This window comes from Pseudonocardia sulfidoxydans NBRC 16205, assembly GCF_007989085.1.
Classification (GTDB): Bacteria; Actinomycetota; Actinomycetes; order Mycobacteriales; family Pseudonocardiaceae; genus Pseudonocardia; species Pseudonocardia sulfidoxydans.
In genome coordinates this window covers 20,258-37,764 of the sequence record NZ_BJVJ01000044.1, presented here as the reverse complement: position 1 = coordinate 37,764, position 17,507 = coordinate 20,258, and the positions used below count along the sequence as shown (strand labels likewise).

General features: G+C 69.3%; 14 protein-coding genes. 7 read left to right on the top strand and 7 right to left on the bottom strand.

Features of this window, described 5'->3' with window-relative positions; genetic code table 11:
- Positions 1-427: 427 nt before the first annotated feature.
- Positions 428-1,348 (bottom strand): MurR/RpiR family transcriptional regulator, encoded by a 921-nt coding sequence (locus PSU4_RS19935; RefSeq protein ID WP_186817072.1) that lies wholly within the window; start codon positions 1,346-1,348, stop codon positions 428-430.
- Between the two features lie 441 nt (positions 1,349-1,789).
- On the opposite strand from PSU4_RS19935, the gene PSU4_RS19930 reads away from it, so the two are divergent.
- The 7 genes from PSU4_RS19930 (at position 1,790) to PSU4_RS19900 (ending at position 10,000) form a co-directional block, all read left to right on the top strand.
- Positions 1,790-2,797 (top strand): LLM class flavin-dependent oxidoreductase, encoded by a 1,008-nt coding sequence (locus tag PSU4_RS19930; protein WP_147110516.1) that lies wholly within the window; start codon positions 1,790-1,792, stop codon positions 2,795-2,797.
- Positions 2,798-2,828: 31 nt separating this feature from the next.
- Positions 2,829-3,908, top strand: a complete 1,080-nt coding sequence (locus PSU4_RS19925) for a phosphotriesterase family protein (RefSeq protein ID WP_147110513.1) — start codon at positions 2,829-2,831, stop codon at positions 3,906-3,908.
- Positions 3,909-4,063: 155 nt separating this feature from the next.
- Positions 4,064-5,338, top strand: coding sequence for an MFS transporter (locus PSU4_RS19920; protein WP_186817071.1), 1,275 nt, complete (start codon positions 4,064-4,066; stop codon positions 5,336-5,338).
- A 76-nt stretch (positions 5,339-5,414) separates the two neighbouring features.
- A complete protein-coding gene (locus PSU4_RS19915) occupies positions 5,415-6,278 on the top strand; it encodes a carbon-nitrogen hydrolase family protein (protein WP_147110507.1) in 864 nt (287 codons plus the stop codon).
- A gap of 388 nt (positions 6,279-6,666) precedes the next feature.
- On the top strand, positions 6,667-8,076 hold the full coding sequence (locus PSU4_RS31920) for an NAD(P)/FAD-dependent oxidoreductase (protein ID WP_222596338.1): 1,410 nt from the start codon (positions 6,667-6,669) through the stop codon (positions 8,074-8,076).
- Positions 8,013-8,477, top strand: a complete 465-nt coding sequence (locus tag PSU4_RS32835; RefSeq protein WP_281290714.1) for a cupin domain-containing protein — start codon at positions 8,013-8,015, stop codon at positions 8,475-8,477. Before PSU4_RS31920 ends, PSU4_RS32835 begins: the two co-directional genes overlap by 64 nt.
- The gene (locus tag PSU4_RS19900; protein ID WP_373866080.1) at positions 8,471-10,000 is read left to right on the top strand and encodes a CoA-acylating methylmalonate-semialdehyde dehydrogenase; all 1,530 of its coding nucleotides are present in this window, start codon (positions 8,471-8,473) and stop codon (positions 9,998-10,000) included. Before PSU4_RS32835 ends, PSU4_RS19900 begins: the two co-directional genes overlap by 7 nt.
- A 227-nt stretch (positions 10,001-10,227) precedes the next feature.
- Here PSU4_RS19900 and PSU4_RS19895 read toward each other — a convergent pair whose 3' ends face one another.
- The 6 genes from PSU4_RS19895 to PSU4_RS19870 form a co-directional block, all read right to left on the bottom strand.
- A complete protein-coding gene (locus PSU4_RS19895) occupies positions 10,228-11,058 on the bottom strand; it encodes an ABC transporter ATP-binding protein (RefSeq protein WP_147110498.1) in 831 nt (276 codons plus the stop codon).
- The gene (locus PSU4_RS19890; protein ID WP_222596336.1) at positions 11,055-12,116 is read right to left on the bottom strand and encodes a FecCD family ABC transporter permease; all 1,062 of its coding nucleotides are present in this window, start codon (positions 12,114-12,116) and stop codon (positions 11,055-11,057) included. Before PSU4_RS19890 ends, PSU4_RS19895 begins: the two co-directional genes overlap by 4 nt.
- Before the next feature lie 20 nt (positions 12,117-12,136).
- Positions 12,137-13,270 (bottom strand): ABC transporter substrate-binding protein, encoded by a 1,134-nt coding sequence (locus PSU4_RS31910; protein ID WP_147110493.1) that lies wholly within the window; start codon positions 13,268-13,270, stop codon positions 12,137-12,139.
- Positions 13,267-14,070: a (2Fe-2S)-binding protein gene (locus PSU4_RS19880; RefSeq protein ID WP_147110490.1), complete on the bottom strand. Its 804-nt coding sequence runs from the start codon at positions 14,068-14,070 to the stop codon at positions 13,267-13,269. Before PSU4_RS19880 ends, PSU4_RS31910 begins: the two co-directional genes overlap by 4 nt.
- A gap of 234 nt (positions 14,071-14,304) precedes the next feature.
- Positions 14,305-16,548, bottom strand: a complete 2,244-nt coding sequence (locus tag PSU4_RS19875) for an ABC transporter ATP-binding protein/permease (RefSeq protein WP_147110487.1) — start codon at positions 16,546-16,548, stop codon at positions 14,305-14,307.
- A complete protein-coding gene (locus PSU4_RS19870) occupies positions 16,545-17,507 on the bottom strand; it encodes an ABC transporter permease (RefSeq protein ID WP_281290713.1) in 963 nt (320 codons plus the stop codon). The genes PSU4_RS19875 and PSU4_RS19870 overlap by 4 nt, the downstream gene beginning before the upstream one ends.

Here is a 17,507-nt window from a genome sequence, read left to right as displayed (position 1 = left end):
CCGGCATCGAAGAGAACCAGGCCTGGTGGCCCTGTCCCCTTGGGGTGGCGGGGCGCTGTGTTCCCCGCCGCCGTAAGGCGCACCCGCACGGCCGTCGAGGCTCACGGTCCACGGGCAGACCGAAGGTCTGTCGCGCAGCGACGCGGAGCGCAGCGCAGCGCCCTTGACCGTGAGTGAGGCCGTGCCAGCCAAAGGGCCATCAGGCCCGCCGCCGCCAGGCGGCACCACCATCAGTTCGCCGTCTTCTCGCTCCAGCTGCTGTACATAACAGTGGCGAGCCTCGACCGACGGCGACGGTTCCGGTCTCACTACGGTCTCGCGTCGCTACACAGCCGATGGTTCCTCGATCGTCTCAGTTATCAGCGTTCCGTCCGCGAAGGGCTCGTACTACTGAGCGACATCATCCATGGGGCCGAAACCGTCATGATCAACGAAGGACGCCCAGCTTGCCCCAGAGCTTCTCCCCTCGACGGATACGCTCCGTCGCCCTTTCACCGCCGAGTTCGTGCAGCTTCGCTAGCAGCGCGTGCATCAGAGACATTCCTGCGCTCAGCGATTGGAAGTACGCGATTCCCTCGGACGGAACGATCAAGGCGTGGTCAGCCCGATCCGCGAGCGGGGAGAAACGCGAATCGACGACGACCGCCGTCTCGATCTTCTGCTCGCGGGCCCACTCGACGGCGTCGAGGATCTGGCGAACGGGCTGCCAGAAGTTGACCGCAACCAGCATGTCTCCCGGGTCGAGTTGCGACAGCGCCACCACCAGCCGCGCGCCGTCATGGGCCTCGCACCTCACGTCGTAACCCATGTACGAGGCGTGGTGCGCAAGAACCCTGGCCAGCAGTCCGTAGGTGCCGCCACCGATCACAAGCGTCTTGGGTGCGCGCGCGATGAGCTCCGCGATCTTGTCGAACTCCCCCGGATCGACCGAGTCGAGAGTCGCGTGGAGGTTCTCGATGTCGCGCTGAACGGCCGATCTGAAGACGGAGCTGCCCTGACGATCGGCGGGGTTCTGTTCGGCGTCGGTCTGCAGCAGGCTCGCCAGGTAGCGGTGCCGGAAGTTGAGTTGGAAGTCGCTCCAGCCCTTGAACCCGAGCCGCTGAGCGAACCGGATCACCGTTGCAGCGTTGACGTCGCACTTCTCGGCGAACTCCGCGACCGAGCCGAAGGCACCGAGCCGTGGGTTCGACGCGAGCGAGTGCGCGACCGTGCGTCCCTTCGGGGTGAGCCGTGCGTCCTCGACCAGCGAGGTCAGCCAGTCCGGCTCGGAGTCGTTCAGGGACGCCGCCGGCACCGCGGTCGAGCCGCCGGGCGCATCGTCTGCTGCAGCGCTGGCCGATTGAGTCACGCGCTGCAGCGTAGGGCGGGGCGGGACCCGGTGCAACGTTCGCTGCAGAACGGCATGGACTGCAACGCTTCGCCTGACCTTCTCGTCGACGGGACGAATCGTCGTCGAGATCCCACGCGCAGCTGCATGCCGGCTGCGCACTGTTACTGCAGTTCAGCGGCTCTGATGCACGCACGGTCGGCGCCGCACCGACTGTGTGGGCCGGCGCCGCGGGCGTCGCACCGATCTGCGGCACCGCTCTGGATTTCGGTGCCCGCACAGCCACTCGGAGCATTGACACGACCCTCCGTGTAAGCAACAGTCGTTGCATTGCACCGCCACTGCAACATCCACTGCACGATCTGGAGCTGGTCGTCGGAGGACCGCCGTTGGTCACGGCGCGGTCGTACGACGCGTGCTTCCTGCGGGGATGGACACCGACGGAAGCAGGGAGACCTCTCGATGGCGATGAAGTTCGGCCTGGCCTGCGTCAGCTTTCAGAAACACCCTGACGACGAGCGCTCCTTCGAGCAGATCTACGACGACCTCCTCGACTTGGCGGTCCTCGCCGAACAGGTCGGCTTCGACTCGTTCTGGCTCTCCGAACACCACGGCGTGCCCGACGGCTGGCTCCCGTCGCTGATGCCCGTCGCCGCGGCGATTGCGGCCCGCACCACCAGCCTGCGCATCGGCACCGGCATCGCGGTGGCGCCGTTCTACGACCCCATCAGGCTCGCCGAGGACGCCGCGGTGCTCGACATCCTCTCGAAGGGGCGATTCGACCTCGGTCTCGCGGTCGGCTACCGCCAGGAGGAGTTCGAGACATTCGGCGTAAAGCGCTCCGAACGCGGCGGCCGCCTCGACGAGATCGTCGAGATCCTCCGGGCCGCCTGGCGCGGGCCGGTCGACCACCACGGCAAGTACTACTCCTACGACGGAGTGGACGTGACGCCGAAACCCGGCTCGAAAACGGTCCCCATCTACCTGGGCGGCATCGCAGAAGAGGCCGTCATGCGCGCCGCCCGCGGCGCCGACGGGTTTCTGTCCAGCGGCACAAGCGACTTCGAGACCCTCGCCGAGCGCATCGACAAGGTCCGTGCCGCCGGGGCGAGGGACGACCTCGACGTCTGCGTCACGAAGTACTGCTTCGTCGACCGCGACGGCGACGCATGGGGCAAGTACAAGAAGAGCTACGACTACATCCATCGGCTGTACGTGGCGCTGACGTCCGGAGAGCTCGAGGGGCTCTACTCCGCGTCCTCCGACGACGCCGCGATCAGGGAGAGCCTGCAACAGGAGGCCGCGATCCTCGGCACACCCGCAGAGGTCTACGAGCAGATCCGCCGCATGCAGGACCGCATCGGCGACTTCCACTTCCACCCGCGCATGTGGCTTCCCGGGATCGGGCGCAAGGAGGCCGAGACCGCCATTCGGACGTTCGGCGACGACGTCATCAGCCGGTTCCGGTGAACACCCACCCCAGAGAGCAGGAGGCACGACCGTGACCAGCCCTGACCCGCAGCCGCCGCTCCCGGGCGCGGCGATGACGGTGTGCGGCCCGATCGATGCTGCCGACCTCGGGCAGACGCTCATGCACGAACACCTGTACGCCGACTTCGGCGCACTCGCCTTCGACGACCAGCGCGTGCTCGGCGATGAACTGCTGACGACCAGCGACCTCGCGGAGGCACGCTGGGACCCATCCGCGTTCGTCAGCAACCGCCGCTTCACCGACATCGCCCTGGTCGCCGAGGAGCTCGGCCCGCTCGTCGCCGCCGGCGGGCGCACCGTCGTCGACTGCACCCCCCGCCCGTTCCGCAATCCCGCCGCCCTCGCAGAGATTTCTCAGCGCGCAGGTGTCCATGTCGTGATGGGCGCCGGGTACTACATCCAGCGCCACCACCCCGACGGCCTGGCCGACCGCAGCGCGGAGTCCATTGCCGACGAGATGATCGCCGACTACGCCGACGGCGCCGACGGCTCGGGGATCCGTCCCGGCATCATCGGGGAGATCGGGACCAGCGCGACCGTCTCCGACACCGAGCGGCGCGTACTCATGGCTTCCGCGTGGGCGCAGAAGGAGACAGGACTGACGCTGTCGATCCACCTGCAGCCGTGGGCGAAGCAAGGACACTCGGTACTCGACCTCCTACTCGCGGAGGGCGCGGACCCCACCCGAATCCTCCTCAACCACGTCAGCATGGACTTCGACGACGAGACCTACCAACTGTCCCTACTGGACCGGGGGCCCACACTGGGCTTCGACCTCTTCGGCTACGACCATTCGATGCACAGCCACGGGAAGTACCCCCCGTCCGACCACGACCTCGCAATGGCCGTCGTCCGGCTGGGAAAGATGGGCTTCACCGACCGCGTCATCCTCTCCCACGACATTGCTGTGCTGACACGGCTGCGCAAGTTCGGCGGGTGGGGATTCGCACACGTCCACGAGCACATCGTCCCATTACTGCTCCACGACGGACTGACCGAGCGCGACGTCGAAATAATGCTCACCGACAACCCGCAGCGCCTTCTCACGGTTCGCAGCGACGTCCGGGCAACCGTTCCTCAGCAAGCGTAGTAGCCGGGGCCGAGTCCCACTCGGTGGCAAGTGCACGACACGCACCCGGTCGACCGGAAGAGACAACACCCGAGAACGCAGTGCCGCGATGAGAGGGAGTCGTCCTGATGAATTCGAGCAGATCCAGCGAGAAGCGGTCGAGCAGAACCGCGATCGTGGTCGGGGCCGGCATCGGTAACGCGGTCGAGTGGTTCGACTTCGCCGTGTACGGCCTGATGGCCGTGACGATGGCGAAGCTGTTCTTCCCGTCCACCAGCGAGGCCTCGTCACTTCTCACGACGTTCGCGGTCTTCGGCATCGCGTTCTTCCTCCGTCCGCTCGGTGGCGTGGTCTTCGGAATCATCGGTGACCGCATCGGGCGGCGCGCCACGCTGTCGATCGCGATCCTGATCATGTGTGGCTGCACTGCACTGATCGGCGTGCTCCCGACCCACGCGACTGCTGGAGTCGTCGCCTCGATCCTGCTCGTGGCGTGCCGGCTCGGTCAGGGATTCGCCGCCGGCGGCGAGTTCGCGGGCGCCGCCGCGTTCCTCGTGGAGCACGCCCCCCGCAAGAAGCGGGGACTGTTCTCCAGTTTCCTCGTGGTCAGCACATCAGTGGGACTGCTGCTCGCTCTCGGTGTCGTGACGGTTGTCTCCGTCTGGACCGGGCCTGCATTCGAGCAATGGGGCTGGCGACTGCCGTTCCTGCTCGCACTCCCCCTCGGCCTGATCGGCCTGTTCATCCGGCTCCGACTCGAGGACACTCCTGCCTTCCAGGAACTTCAGGAGAACAACGACATCGAGACCAGGCCGCTTCGGACATGTTTCTCCGAACACGGCCGCGTGATGCTCGCGGTCTTCCTCGGCGTGATCCCGACCGCTGTCGGCTTCTACATCCTGTTCACCTATCTCCCGACCTACATCCAACAGACGACTCAGCTCGGCCGAACAGTCGCCCTGATCACCAACTCCGTCGCCGTCGTCGTCTGCGCCCTCTGCCTACCCCTCTTCGGATCGTTGTCGGACAGGATCGGACGTCGACGGGTGCTGCAGATCGGCGCCGCCGGATTCGTGGTGATGCCGGTGCCGGCACTCATGCTGGCCAGCAGCGGCAGCATTTCCGGCGCGGTTGTCGGCCAGATTCTACTCGCACTGCCGATGGCCGCGTCGGCGTCGATGACGGCAGCGATTCTCGTCGAAAACTTCCCGCCCGCCGTCCGCTACACCGGAGGATCCGTCTTGTACAACGGGGCGCAGGTCATCTTCGGCGCCACCGCGCCGTACGTCGCGATCCTGATCACCGTTCAGACCGGCAGCACGACGGCACCCGGGTTTTACATCGCCGGGCTCTGTCTGATCTCCCTGATCGGGGTGACGTTGTTCCTGCGCGAGACCAGAACCACCGATCCCGCTCCGACGACCGCCTCGCCCGTCCCGGACCCGGCCTGATCGCGGTCGACACAGCGGCCCGCACACGCACCGCCCTGTCCTCACCCACCGGCAGCAACGAGACCCAGGAGACGCAATGCAGCCCGTCACGATCGGGGCCGTCCAGCTCGGCCCTTCTACCAAGGACAAGACCGAGACCGTCGCGCGGATGACCGCGCTCGCCGAGCGCGCTGCGGCCGCCGGGGTGAACGTCCTGTGCTTCCCGGAGCTTTCGCTCTCGCAGGGCTTCTTCGGGGGCCTCGACGAGGCGAACTTCGACGAGCAGTTCGACGACCTGCCATCGCCACTGATCGAGCCGCTGCTCGAGGTCGCGCGGTCGCACGAGATGGTCGTGATCCTCCCGTACGCGGAGCGGGCCGGCTACGAGTACTACAACTCGGCGCTCGTGTTCGACGCCGACGGCAGCGTCGTCGGTAAGTACCGGAAGACGCACATTTCCGCGTACTTTCCGGCCGACCGCCCCGGCGCCACCGGCAGCTACGAACGGCTGTACTTCAAGCCGAGCAGCGACGGTTTCCCGGTCTTCCAGACCCGCTACGGCAAGGTGGGCGTGCAGATCTGCTACGACCGCTTCTTCCCCGAGGGGTCGCGGGCGCTCGCGCTCAAGGGTGCCGAGATCGTGGCCTTTCCGGTCAACTACTCCACCTACGGCCTGGACTACCGCAAGGATGCGTTCTGCATCCTCACCCAGGCCCGGGCCTACGAGAACGGCTTCTTCGCCGTCCTGCCGAACAAGGCCGGCGTCGAAGGAGACCGTGAGAGCACCGGTTCATCGAAGATCATCTCGCCGATCGGCGGGAAGGTGATCGCCGAGGCGTCGGTCGACAAGGAGGAGCTGCTCGTCGCCGAGATCGACCTCGACACGGTGCGCGATGCCCGCCGCAAGGTTCCGTTCTGGCGCGACCGTCGCCCCGAGATGTACGGCGAGCTGGTCAACTGATTCGCCGCGGCGGAACGGGGTCCTCGGCACCCGTTCCGCCGCGCTCGGCTCATCGATACCTGGACATCGATCGACCGTTCGCTTCCGAGCTGTCTCACGAATCCTCGGAGACCCTGATGAACCCCCGGCTCAGACGACTCCTCGATGCCCTCGGCGACGTTCTCGTCCCCCCGGACCCGAGGCCCGAACGGCGATGTGCCGAGTGCGAGTCCGCCTACCTCGCGGGAGGCTGCCCGGGCGCAGGCGCGTGGGTTCCGCTCGCACCACGTTCCTGTACACACCGCAGCCCGCGCGGGACTCCGTCGGAAGAACGACCCACCAGACACTTCGGGGCGCAGGGCTGACCCCCTCGGGCTCCCCCGCCGACACGACCACGAAAGCAGAGACAATGCTGAACCCAAGTTTCCCGTGGTGGCTCGAGGAGGCGCTGTCGTCGGGCCCGGACGAAGCGCCGGCACCACCGTGCATCGGGCGTTCCGAAGCAGACGTCGTCATCGTGGGCGGCGGCTACTCGGGCCTGTGGACCGCGCTGGCGCTGCGTGAGCGCAACCCCGATCTCGACGTCGCCGTCCTGGAACGGGACATCGTCGGAGCAGGTCCCAGCGGCCGGAACGGAGGCTTCCTCCACGGCTACTGGGAGCAGCTTCCCGGTCTGGTCGAGGCTTTCGGTAAGAGTGCTGCCCTCGAGCTGGCCTACGCCGGATCCGCAGCCCAGCAGGCCGTCGTCGAGTTCACGAAGACACGCGACGAGGACATCTGGGCGACGCAGGCGGGCATCATGATGGTCGCGACGTCGCAGGCACAGGAAGCCGCGCTGGATCGCGCGATCGACAACGCCGCCCGCCTCGGAGTGCCCGACCAGGTCGAGGCACTGACACACGACGACGTGGCCGCCCGCTGCGCAAGCTCGGCCTTCGGCCGCGGCGTCCTGTTCCGCGAAGCCGGCACCGTCCAGCCCGCACGACTCGCGCGGGCATTGCGGCGTGCCGTCGTCGACGCGGGTGTGCGGCTCCACGAGGGCACCAGGGTCATCGACGTCGTCGAGGGCTCATCGAACCGGATCGTCACCGAGCTGGGAGAGATCCGGTGCCGCGAGGTCGTCCTCGCCACCAACTCGGCGCTGACGACCGACCCGGTCGGCCGTCGATCCATGGTCAACCTGAGCAGCTACATGTGCGTCACCGAGCCGATCCCCGACCGCCTCGCGGAGCTCGGATGGACCGGCGGCGAGGGGATCCGGGATGCCCGGATGTTCCTGCACTACTTCCGCGCCACACACGACGGTCGCATCGCATTCGGCGCCGGATCGGGACCCATCGGCTTCCGGGGCGGAAACGCGGACAAGATGTCCTACGACCAGGCGACCGTCGCGAGGATGTGCAACGACTTCCGAGAGCTGTTCCCCGCGCTTCGGGACGTCGAACTGACGCACGCGTGGGGCGGGCCGATCGACATGGCCTCCGACCATGCCCCGATCGTCCACACCAAGCCCGGCACGCGAATCCACTACGCGATGGGCCTGTCCGGCCACGGGGTGAACCCGTCATGGATCGTCGGCCAGGTTCTGGCGTCCCTCGCGACCGGCAGGTCCGACGAGTGGACGTCGCTGCCGCTCTGCCGGGCGTCGGCGCCCCCGCTGCCGCCCGAACCGCTGCGCTACCTCGGTGGGCGCGCGGTCCGCACCGCCATCATGCGCATCGAGAGCAGCGCCGACTCGGGTACACGACCACCGCTGTGGGCACGGATCGGAGCCGACCTCCCACGCAAGCTCGGCGTGAGGGTCGGAACCCGCAGGTGAGCACTCCCCGAGCGACCACGACCACGACGGTTCCGACGAACAGGAGGCAGGACGTGCCGGCTGCGATTCGGCTGAGCAGACGCGAGGTGGAGGGCGATCTCGCACCCGCCGGGCGCCGACCCGGCGCCGACACCGGCGACCCCCAGGTGAGGTCGCGCCCGGTCACGAGCGGCGGACCTGAGCGGATCGGGGTCTGGGAGTGCGCACCAGGTGGATGGGCGGTGGAGAACCGCCTCGACACCGAGACCTGCGTCATCCTGTCCGGCCGGGCCCGCATCACCGACCGCGACGGCGGTCGGACCTTCGAGATCTCGGCCGGAGACCTGCTCGTGCTGCCGGCAGGCTGGAGCGGACGCTGGGACGTCGTCGAAACCGTGCGGAAGGTATTCGTGACGTGCTGAGCACCGAACCACCTGCGCAGCACCACGGCACGAACGACCTGCATCACTGGATCGGCGGCCGCAAGGTTCGAGGAACATCCGGCCGCTACGGCGACGTCACGGACCCCGCCACCGGCCGGGTCAGCGCCCGCGTGCCGCTGGCCTCAGCCGAGGAGGCTGCAGCCGCGATCACCGTCGCCGGCGCCGCGTTCACGATGTGGCGCAACACTTCGCTCGCCCGGCGCACCCGCATCCTGTTCCGGTTCCGGGAGTTGCTCGACGCCCGTGCCGGAGACCTCGCCGAGATCATCACCGCCGAACACGGAAAGGTCCTCTCCGACGCGGCGGGCGAGGTCGCTCGCGGCCAGGAAGTCGTGGAGTTCTCGTGCGGGGCGCCCCACCTGCTCAAAGGGTCGGCCACGATGAACGCCTCCACCGGCGTCGACGTGTCGTCGATCCGTCAGCCACTCGGCGTCTGCGCGATCGTCAGCCCCTTCAACTTCCCCGCCATGGTGCCGATGTGGTTCTTCCCCATCGCGATCGCCGCCGGGAACACGGTCGTGCTGAAGCCCTCGGAGAAGGTGCCGACGGCCGCGCTGTGGATCGCGGAACTCTGGCAGGAGGCCGGACTACCCGACGGCGTGTTCAACGTCCTGAATGGAGATGCGACCGCGGTCGACGCGCTGCTCACGAGCCCCGATGTCCGATCCGTGTCCTTCGTGGGCTCGACTCCGGTCGCCCGGCACCTCTACGAGGCCGGTGCCGCGCAGGGTAAGCGGGTGCAGGCGCTCGGCGGGGCCAAGAACCACATGGTGGTCCTCCCGGACGCGGACCTGGACCTCGCTGCGGACCAGGCCGTCAACGCCGCGTTCGGCTCGGCAGGCGAGCGTTGCATGGCGGTCTCGGCGCTCGTCGCGGTCGGCGACATCGCCGATGCACTCGTCGGGCGCATCGCCGACCGCGCGAAGGTACTGGAGACGGGTGACGGACGCCGTTCCAACGACATGGGCCCCCTGGTCTCGAAGGCGGCGCAGAAGCGGGTCACCGCCTACATCGACGCCGGCGAGGCGGCCGGCGCCACCCTCGTCGTCGACGGCCGTCGCGCGAACTACGACGCGGACGGACCCGGCTTCTTCGTCGGCCCGACACTGTTCGACGACGTCACCAGAAACATGTCCATCTACACCGACGAGATCTTCGGCCCCGTGCTGTCGGTCGTCCGGGTGGCCACGCTCGACGACGCCATCGCGCTAATCAATTCGAGCCCGTACAGCAACGGCACCGCCCTCTTCACCAACGACGGTCGCGCTGCGCGACGCTTCCAGGACGAGGTCGAGGTCGGCATGATCGGCATCAACGTGCCCGTCCCGGTGCCGATGGCCTACTACTCCTTCGGAGGCTGGAAGTCCTCGCTGTTCGGCGACACCCACGCGCACGGGATGGACGGCTTTCACTTCTTCACGCGAGGCAAAGTCGTGACGACCCGGTGGCCGGAGCCAGCCACACGAGAAAGCATAAGCCTGCATTTCCCCACCAACTCCTGAGCGGGGTGTGCTGCGGCCGATCACTACCCACCCCGTCGGCGGGTCCCGTCGAGCAGGGGGTGTTGGCCCATCTGTCGGCAACGACGTGCGCTGTGCCCCCTCCTCCCACGGATAAATCGGAATCGCTTCGTCGGCTCCGTCGCCCTGACCATCGCGCAATTTCGAAGAGACGAGATCAGTATCGATAGGCTCTCCGGCAGACCGACTGAGCAGACTGCAGGGATTAGTCAGCACGTCACGCGCAACGCTGGCAGCAGCGGGCGGGTCGCCGTGGGCACCGGACGCACCTGCGGAGTTCCGTCGTCGGCGGAGGTGACGACCACCTCGACGTCGTAGGTACGCTTGATCGTCTCAGGGATGAACGTCTCCGCGGGTGTGCCTTGGACGAGCAGATGTCCGGCGTGCATGAACGCGACCTCGTCGCAGTAGCCGGCCGCGAGGTCGAGGTCGTGCACGGCGACGACGACGGTGAGCCCGGCCTCGTGGGCGAGCTGGTGGACGAGGTCCATGGCGTCGATGCGGTGGCGCAGGTCCAGCGCACTGGTCGGTTCGTCGAGCAGCAGGACCCGGGGGTCCTGGGCGATGGCTCGGGCGATGCCGACGCGTTGCTGCTGACCGCCGGAGAGCTCGTCGACGCGGCGGGCGGCGAGCGCGTCGAGGTCGAGCATCGTGAGGGCCCGGTCGACGTGGGCGTGGTCGATGGCGGTGGGGCGCATCCCCATGTGAGGGATGCGCCCGAGCAGGACCGCCTCGGCGACGGGCAGCGAGAACGCCCCGGCGGTGGCCTGCGGGACATGGGCGACGGCGCGGGCGAGGTCACGGCGGTGCAGCCCGGCCAGGTCGACGCCGTCGAGCTCGACGGCGCCGGCGGTGGGCTTCACGATCCGGCACAGCGCGCGCAGCAGCGTCGACTTGCCGCATCCGTTGGGCCCCAGCACTCCCAGCACCCGCCCGCCGCGGGCGACGAGGTCGACGTCGTGCACGACGGTCGTGCGCCCGTACCCGGCGCGCAGGCCGGTGACCTGCAGCGTCCCGCGTGGCTCGTCGCAACGGGTCACAGGAACGACCGCTTCCGGGCCAGCACCAGGTTAAGGAACAGCGGCGCCCCGAGGAACGACACGACGATTCCGACCGGGATGACGACGGGGGCGAACACGGTGCGCCCCACCGTGTCCGCGGCGAGCAGCAGCAGCGCACCGGACACGGCGGCGAACGGCACGAGGTAGCGGTGCCCGGCGCCGATGATCAGCCGGGCGATGTGCGGTCCGACGAGCCCGACGAACGCGATGACCCCGGTGAAGCTGACGACGACCGCGGCGAGCGCGACGGCGGTGATGCTGCCGACGATCCGCAGCCCGGTGACGTCGACGCCGAGGCCGCGGGCGGCGTCGTCACCGGCGAAGGCGACGGCGTCGAGGGCTCCGGCGCGGGCCATGACCAGCGGGAACGCGACGGCGGCGACGCACCCGACGACGGCGACCTGCGTCCAGTCGGCCTCGTTGACGCTGCCGAAGGTCCATCGCACGATCTGGGCGAGCTGCTGGTCGGTGGCGACGTACTGCAGAGCTGCGGTGACGGCGCTGAACAGGTAGTTCAGCGCCATGCCGACGAGGATCAGCGTCACGGCGGCGGCCCGGCGTATCCAGGACAGCCCGAGCAGCAGCGCCGCGCAGCCGGCCGACGCGATGAGTGCGCCGGCGACGACGAGCGGGTCGGTCCGCCCACCCGCCGAGGCGGCCCCGCCGAACAGGATGACGACGGACGCGCCGAACGCCGCGGCCGACGAGATGCCGAGAGTGAACGGGCTGACCATCGGATTGCGCAGCATCCCCTGCATGACGACGCCCGCGACAGAGAGCGCGGCGCCGCCGAGGACGGCGAGCACGACGCGCGGCAGCCGCAGCCCCCACACGACCGCCTGTACCCGCTCGCCGTCGGGGGTGACGTCTGAGCCGAGGATGCGGGCGCCGATGGCCCAGGCGGCGTCGGCGAACCCGACGCCGCTGGAGCCGAGCGCAACCGAGGCGACGACGAGCACCCCGAGGGCGACGACGGCGGCCAGTAGGACGAGCAGCCGCCACCGGCCGGCGGGCCGGGGCGCCGCCGCCCCCGTCACGGTGGTTCCCGGCGCCGCGGTCACCGGGTGGCGAGGCGGTGGTAGGCGCCCGGGTCGGGCAGCGGCACGCCCTGGTAGGTCTCGATCCACTCGCGCATCACGGCGTCGGGGTCGATGTCGGTCATCTTCTCCGGGTGCAGCCATTTCGCGACGTAGAGCGAGCCGATGATCTTCGAGCAGGCGTTCATCGGGAACGAGCTGGTCACCTGGATCGCGTTGTCCCGTACCGCGGAGATCCGGTCCCAGCCGGGCCGGGCGAGCAGAGCGCGCCCGACGGTGGCGGGGTCGTCAGCGGAGGCGAGGGCGTATCCGCCGCCGGTGTTGCGGATGACGAGCTGCGGGTCGCGGGCGAGAACCGCCTCGGGCTCGATGTCGAACTGGTGCACCGAGCCGCGGGCGGCGCCGTCGGTACCGAACACGACGTCGCCGAAGATGTTCGTGCCGCCGCCGGAGACGATCATGTCGTGCCAACCGGAGCCGGGGATCGGTGAGCCGTAGTCCTTGTCGTTCTCCAGGTAGACCCGCTTGGGTGTGACCCCGGCGAGCCTCGTGGCGAGCAGGTCCTTGTAGCGGGTGTAGAAGGCGTTGAGCTGGGTCGCCTTGTCGCGGTGGTCGAAGATCTTCCCGATGAGGTCGACGTTGAACACGTGTTTGGCCTGGTCCCAGCCGGTGACGACGAGGGTCTTGATCCCGAAGGCGGCGAGCTTGGGTTCGGCGTCCTGCCAGGACCCGTTGCGCGGGAAGATCACGACCTCGGGCTTGAGTGCGGCGAGCTGTTCGTAGTTGGGCTCGGCCTGGCCCTTGCCGACGGTCGTCGAAGTGTCGCGGCCGGGCCAGTAGCCGGTGTAGTCGGCGCCGGCGGAGCCGCCGTCGAGGCCGAGGACGGTGTCGTAGGCGCCGACGGCGCGGATGAACTCGACGTTGAAGGTGTTGAACGCGACGACGCTGCGGACGGGGACCTGCAGCTCGACAGCGCGGCCCTGGTCGTCGATGACGGTCTCGGTCCGGCGCGGCGCGTCGGTCGCGGTGGTGGCGGCACTGCTACCCGAGCCGGGCGGGGCCGCGCTGCATGCGCCCGCGACGAGGGCGACGACGGCCGTGGCGAGGAGCAGCCGCAGTGCGCCGCGGCGGGCGGAGTGGGCTGGGTGGGTCATCGGCTCTCCTGGATGTGGTCGAGGATCATGCGACGGTGGCGATCGGTTCGGTCGCTTCTACTGATGAGGGGGCAGGTCGCGCAGTAGGAGGCCGCCGGAGTGCGATAGGCGAGGCAGCAGGATCGGCGCTGGACGACCAGCCAGGAGCGGTCCTCGACCGTCTGTATATCCACGTCGCAGAGGTGGTCGAGGTTGCGGCGACGCAGTAGGCGGAGGGCGAAGGCGGCAGCAAATGACGCGTCGGCAACCTGGTCGTCGGGTGTGGCGCACCAGGACATGACTCGAGTGCCGGTCGCGATGGCTGCCGCGATGTTCCCTGACAACGTCCGCGAGCTGATGCGGATCTGGGTTCGCAATCGGCTGGCGAGAACGCTCAGGTTGCGATCAATGAGGTCGGTCAGCATCGCCTCGTCGTCCGCCGCGATGTCGCCGACACCGGCGTAGGGGGGCTCGCTGAACGTGGCGGCTTCGATCACTCCGCCGTAGACCCTCAGCCGGACCGCGGACAGCGGTGCCCGAAGGATCTGGTCGTGCAAGCGTTGAGCGACTGCAGGGCTGGCTATCCAGCTCGCGCACTGGGACATCCACAACGAGGCCGCAACCGGCCGGTTCGAAGTTCCGCGCAGCGCCGCCACAGCGTCGACGAGATGATTCAAGGCCTCGGGATCGAGGTTGCTGCAGCGTGTCATTCCCGCCGTGTGGCCAGCGGACAGAAGAAAGCGCGGCCCGGGCCGACCGTCCACGATCAATGGTGACGGTGTTCGAGCAGTCAACGGCAACAGCGATGCGTCCCTCGTCATCTGAACTCCTACGGAAACCGAGTATCACCCAACTGTGCAGGTGCTCATATATTCATGATGACACTATTACTGTCAACAAGATTCTTTGCGCGGCTGCTCCCCCGCCGCCCCTGGGGAGGCCATGGTCGAGGCCTCACCCCATCACTGGCGAGTAGCCCGCTTCGTGGTGCCCTCGTCCCGCCATTCAACGAGGAACAAGAGATCGAAGCGGTTTGATCGCGGCTCCGTTAGCCGTCATCTGGTGCGCGCTGGTTGTATGAGCCTGGGAGTGACCAGCCGACCTTCTGTAACTGTGAGGATGCGGTCGGTGAGGCTGGCGACCGCCTCGACGTCGTGGCTCACGAACAGGATGGCAAGGCCTGACTCGTTACACAGGCGATCGAGGAGGTCGATCACGACCTGGCGGCTCTGAGGGTCGAGCGAGGCAGTCACCTCGTCGCAGATCAATAGCCGGGGGCGGGCGGCGAGCGCGCGGGCGACCGCGACGCGTTGCTGCTGGCCGCCGGAGAGCCGGTCGGTGCGGCGGTCGAGCAGTTCGACACCGAGCCCGACGCGGTGCAGCAGATCGGCGGGCTCCTCGGCGGTGCCGAAGATCCGGACGGGTGCACGGAGCTCCTCACCGACGGTGCGCCGGGGATTGAGCGAGCGGGCCGGGTTCTGGAAGACGAACTGAATCGCGCCGCGCTGGGCCCGGCTGCGGGAGGCCGCGCGGCGGGCGAGCGCAGTTCCGTCAAGAGTGACGGTGCCGCGCGACGGCGCATGCAGGCCGACGAGGCAGCGTGCGATCGTTGACTTACCGGAGCCGGAGCGGCCGACGACGCCGAGGCACTCGCCGGCGCAGACGCTGAGGTCGACGTCCGCGATGACCTGCGTCTGGCCGTACCCGGCCGCGAGTTCGTGGACAGTGAGAAGAGGCGCGGCGGAGGGCCGCGCGCTCCGCCGCGCCTCTTGGACCACCGCCGGACCAGTCCTCGGCGCGGCCGGGAGGACGGAGATGATGCGGCCGGCATCGAGGACGGCAACGTCGTCGACCAGATCGAGAACGATAGGCAGGGCGTGAGTCACGATGATCAGGCTGATCCCGCGTGCGCGCAGATTGCGCAGGAGGTCGAGGACGCCGGTGACGGCGGCGGGGTCGAGGCCGGTGGTGGGCTCATCGAGGACGAGGACTGCGGGATCGCCGACGAGCGCGAGCGCGACAAGGACGCGTTGCTGCTGACCGCCGGAGAGCTCGTGCGGGTAGCGGCGCATGAATTCGCGGTCGGCCGGCAGCCCCACTCCTGACAGGGCTGCGCGGACGGCGGCCGCGTCGGCGGGACGGCGGTGGGCGCGCAGCACGTCGCGCAGCTGGGCCGAGATCCGCAGGCTGGGGTTCAGAGCTAGTGCGGGGTCTTGGGGAACCCAGCCGAGGACGCGGCCGGGACCTCCGCCTGGTCGTCGAAGCTGGACGTCGCCGGTGGCGACGAGGCCCGGACCAAGCGAGTTCGCGATCGCGCGGGCAAGGGTGCTCTTGCCGGCGCCGGAGGCCCCGACGACGGCGAGTCCGTGACCTGCGCACAGCGCCAGGTCGGCGCCTTCGAGCAAGAGCCGTCCTTCTGCACCCCGGACGGTCAGTCCGTTGACCTCGACGACCGTGTCATCCTCACCCATCCTGCCGTTCAGCGTTCCCGTCCCGGAGCGCGCGAGGCGGGCGACGGCGGGCACCGCCCGGCTGTCGCGGGTGTCGACCAGCAGGTTCACCGACACGACGAGCGCGACGATCATCAGCGCCGGCGCCAGCACGGCCCAAGGCTGCAACGTGATCCCCGACTGGTTGGTCGCGACGGCGAGGGCCCAGTCCGGGACGTCCGGGGGAAGACCGAGCCCCAGGTAGCCGCCGACCGTGACCACCGACAGCGTCGCGGTCAGCCGCATCCCGGCGTCGGCGAGGACGACCGGCCCGATGTTGGGCACGACCTCGCGCCACGCGATGCGCCGCCACGGCTCAGCCCGCGCGACGGCCGCCTCGACGTAGCCGGCGCTCGCCTCCTCGACGGTCGCCGTGCGCACGAGCCGGACCACCCACGGAAGAGTCGCGAGCGCGCCGGCGACGAGCAGCGCGGGGGCGCCGCGGCCGGCGACGGTGGCCAGCACCGCGAGCAGCAGGAACCACGGCAGCACGACCAGGACGTCGACGGGTCGCATGACCCAGCCGTCGGCCCGGCGGCGCAGGCCCGCGAGTAGACCCAGCGGAAGGGCGACGGCGTAGGCGCAGGTCAGGGCGGCCGCGGTGATCAGCAGCAGCCGCCAGCCACCGTGCAGCAACCGGGACAGGACGTCGCGACCAAGCTTGTCGGTGCCCAGCAGGTGCTCGGCCGAGGCACCGGTGAACGGCCGGCCGACGGTCTCGCCCGGCGGCCACGGCGCCACGAACGGCCCGATCACGACGACGAGCAGCACGAGGACCGCGACGACCGCGGGAACGAGCCGGGTCCTCATCGTCGTCCCGTCAGGACGGCGCGGCGGGCGACCGGGCTGAGCAGCAACGCGAGCAGGTCGGCCGCCAGGTACACCGCGATCCCGAAGCCCGCGATGAGGATCGCGGCCGCCGCGACGATCGGGAAGTCGCGCTGGGAGATCGCGCCGATCAGCTCCTGCGCGAGCCCGGGGTAGGCGAACACCGTCTCGACCACGGCCACACCGCCGACCAGCCCGGCGACCGAGCCGGCCATCGGCTGCAGCGCGGCCGCGACCGCCGACGGCGCGATGTGCCGCGACACCAGCCGGACGCCCCCGACGCCGTGGCTGCGCGCCGTCCGCACGAACTCGCCGGCCGCCAGCTCGGCGGCACGGGCGCGGATGATCCGGATCGGGTGCGGGGCGAGCGCCGCGACCAGGCAGACGACGGGCAGCACCAGGACCGCGGGCCGGCGCAACGGGCTCGTCCCGACCGGCACCAGCGACACCGCGGGCAGCAGCCGCCACCCCAGCGCGACGACGGCGATGAGCACGACCCCGACGACGAACGTCGGTACCGCCTCGATCGCGACGGCGGCGGTGCTGAGCCCACGGTCGGCCCGGCCGCCGACCCGCATGCCCGCCCACAACCCGAGCACGACGGCGACCGGCAGCATGACGACGACCGTCACCAGGGCGAGGACCAGGCTGTTGTCGATCCGGCTCGCCAGTACGTCGCCGACCGGCCGTCCCGAGAGCAGCGACGTGCCGAGGTCACCGGACAGCAGCCCGCCGACCCAGGACAGGAAACGTTCGCCCGCGGGCCGATCGAGGCCGAGCTCGTGACGCAGCGCGGCCAGCTGCTCCGGCGGGATCGCCCCCGACGCCCCGCCGCGGTTGAGTACCGTCACCGCCGCGTCGCCGGGCAGCAGCTCGAACAGCACGAACACCAGGCAGGTGACGACCGCGAGCACGAGCACGGCCCCGGTCACACGACTCAC

Coding starts and splice junctions, on each gene's coding strand:
- PSU4_RS19930 (WP_147110516.1), top strand. CDS start 1,790: ATGGCGATGAAGTTCGGCCTGGCCTGCGTCAGCTTTCAGAAACACCCT.
- PSU4_RS19915 (WP_147110507.1), top strand. CDS start 5,415: ATGCAGCCCGTCACGATCGGGGCCGTCCAGCTCGGCCCTTCTACCAAG.
- PSU4_RS31920 (WP_222596338.1), top strand. CDS start 6,667: ATGCTGAACCCAAGTTTCCCGTGGTGGCTCGAGGAGGCGCTGTCGTCG.
- PSU4_RS31910 (WP_147110493.1), bottom strand. CDS start 13,270: ATGACCCACCCAGCCCACTCCGCCCGCCGCGGCGCACTGCGGCTGCTC.
- PSU4_RS19880 (WP_147110490.1), bottom strand. CDS start 14,070: ATGACGAGGGACGCATCGCTGTTGCCGTTGACTGCTCGAACACCGTCA.
- PSU4_RS19875 (WP_147110487.1), bottom strand. CDS start 16,548: ATGAGGACCCGGCTCGTTCCCGCGGTCGTCGCGGTCCTCGTGCTGCTC.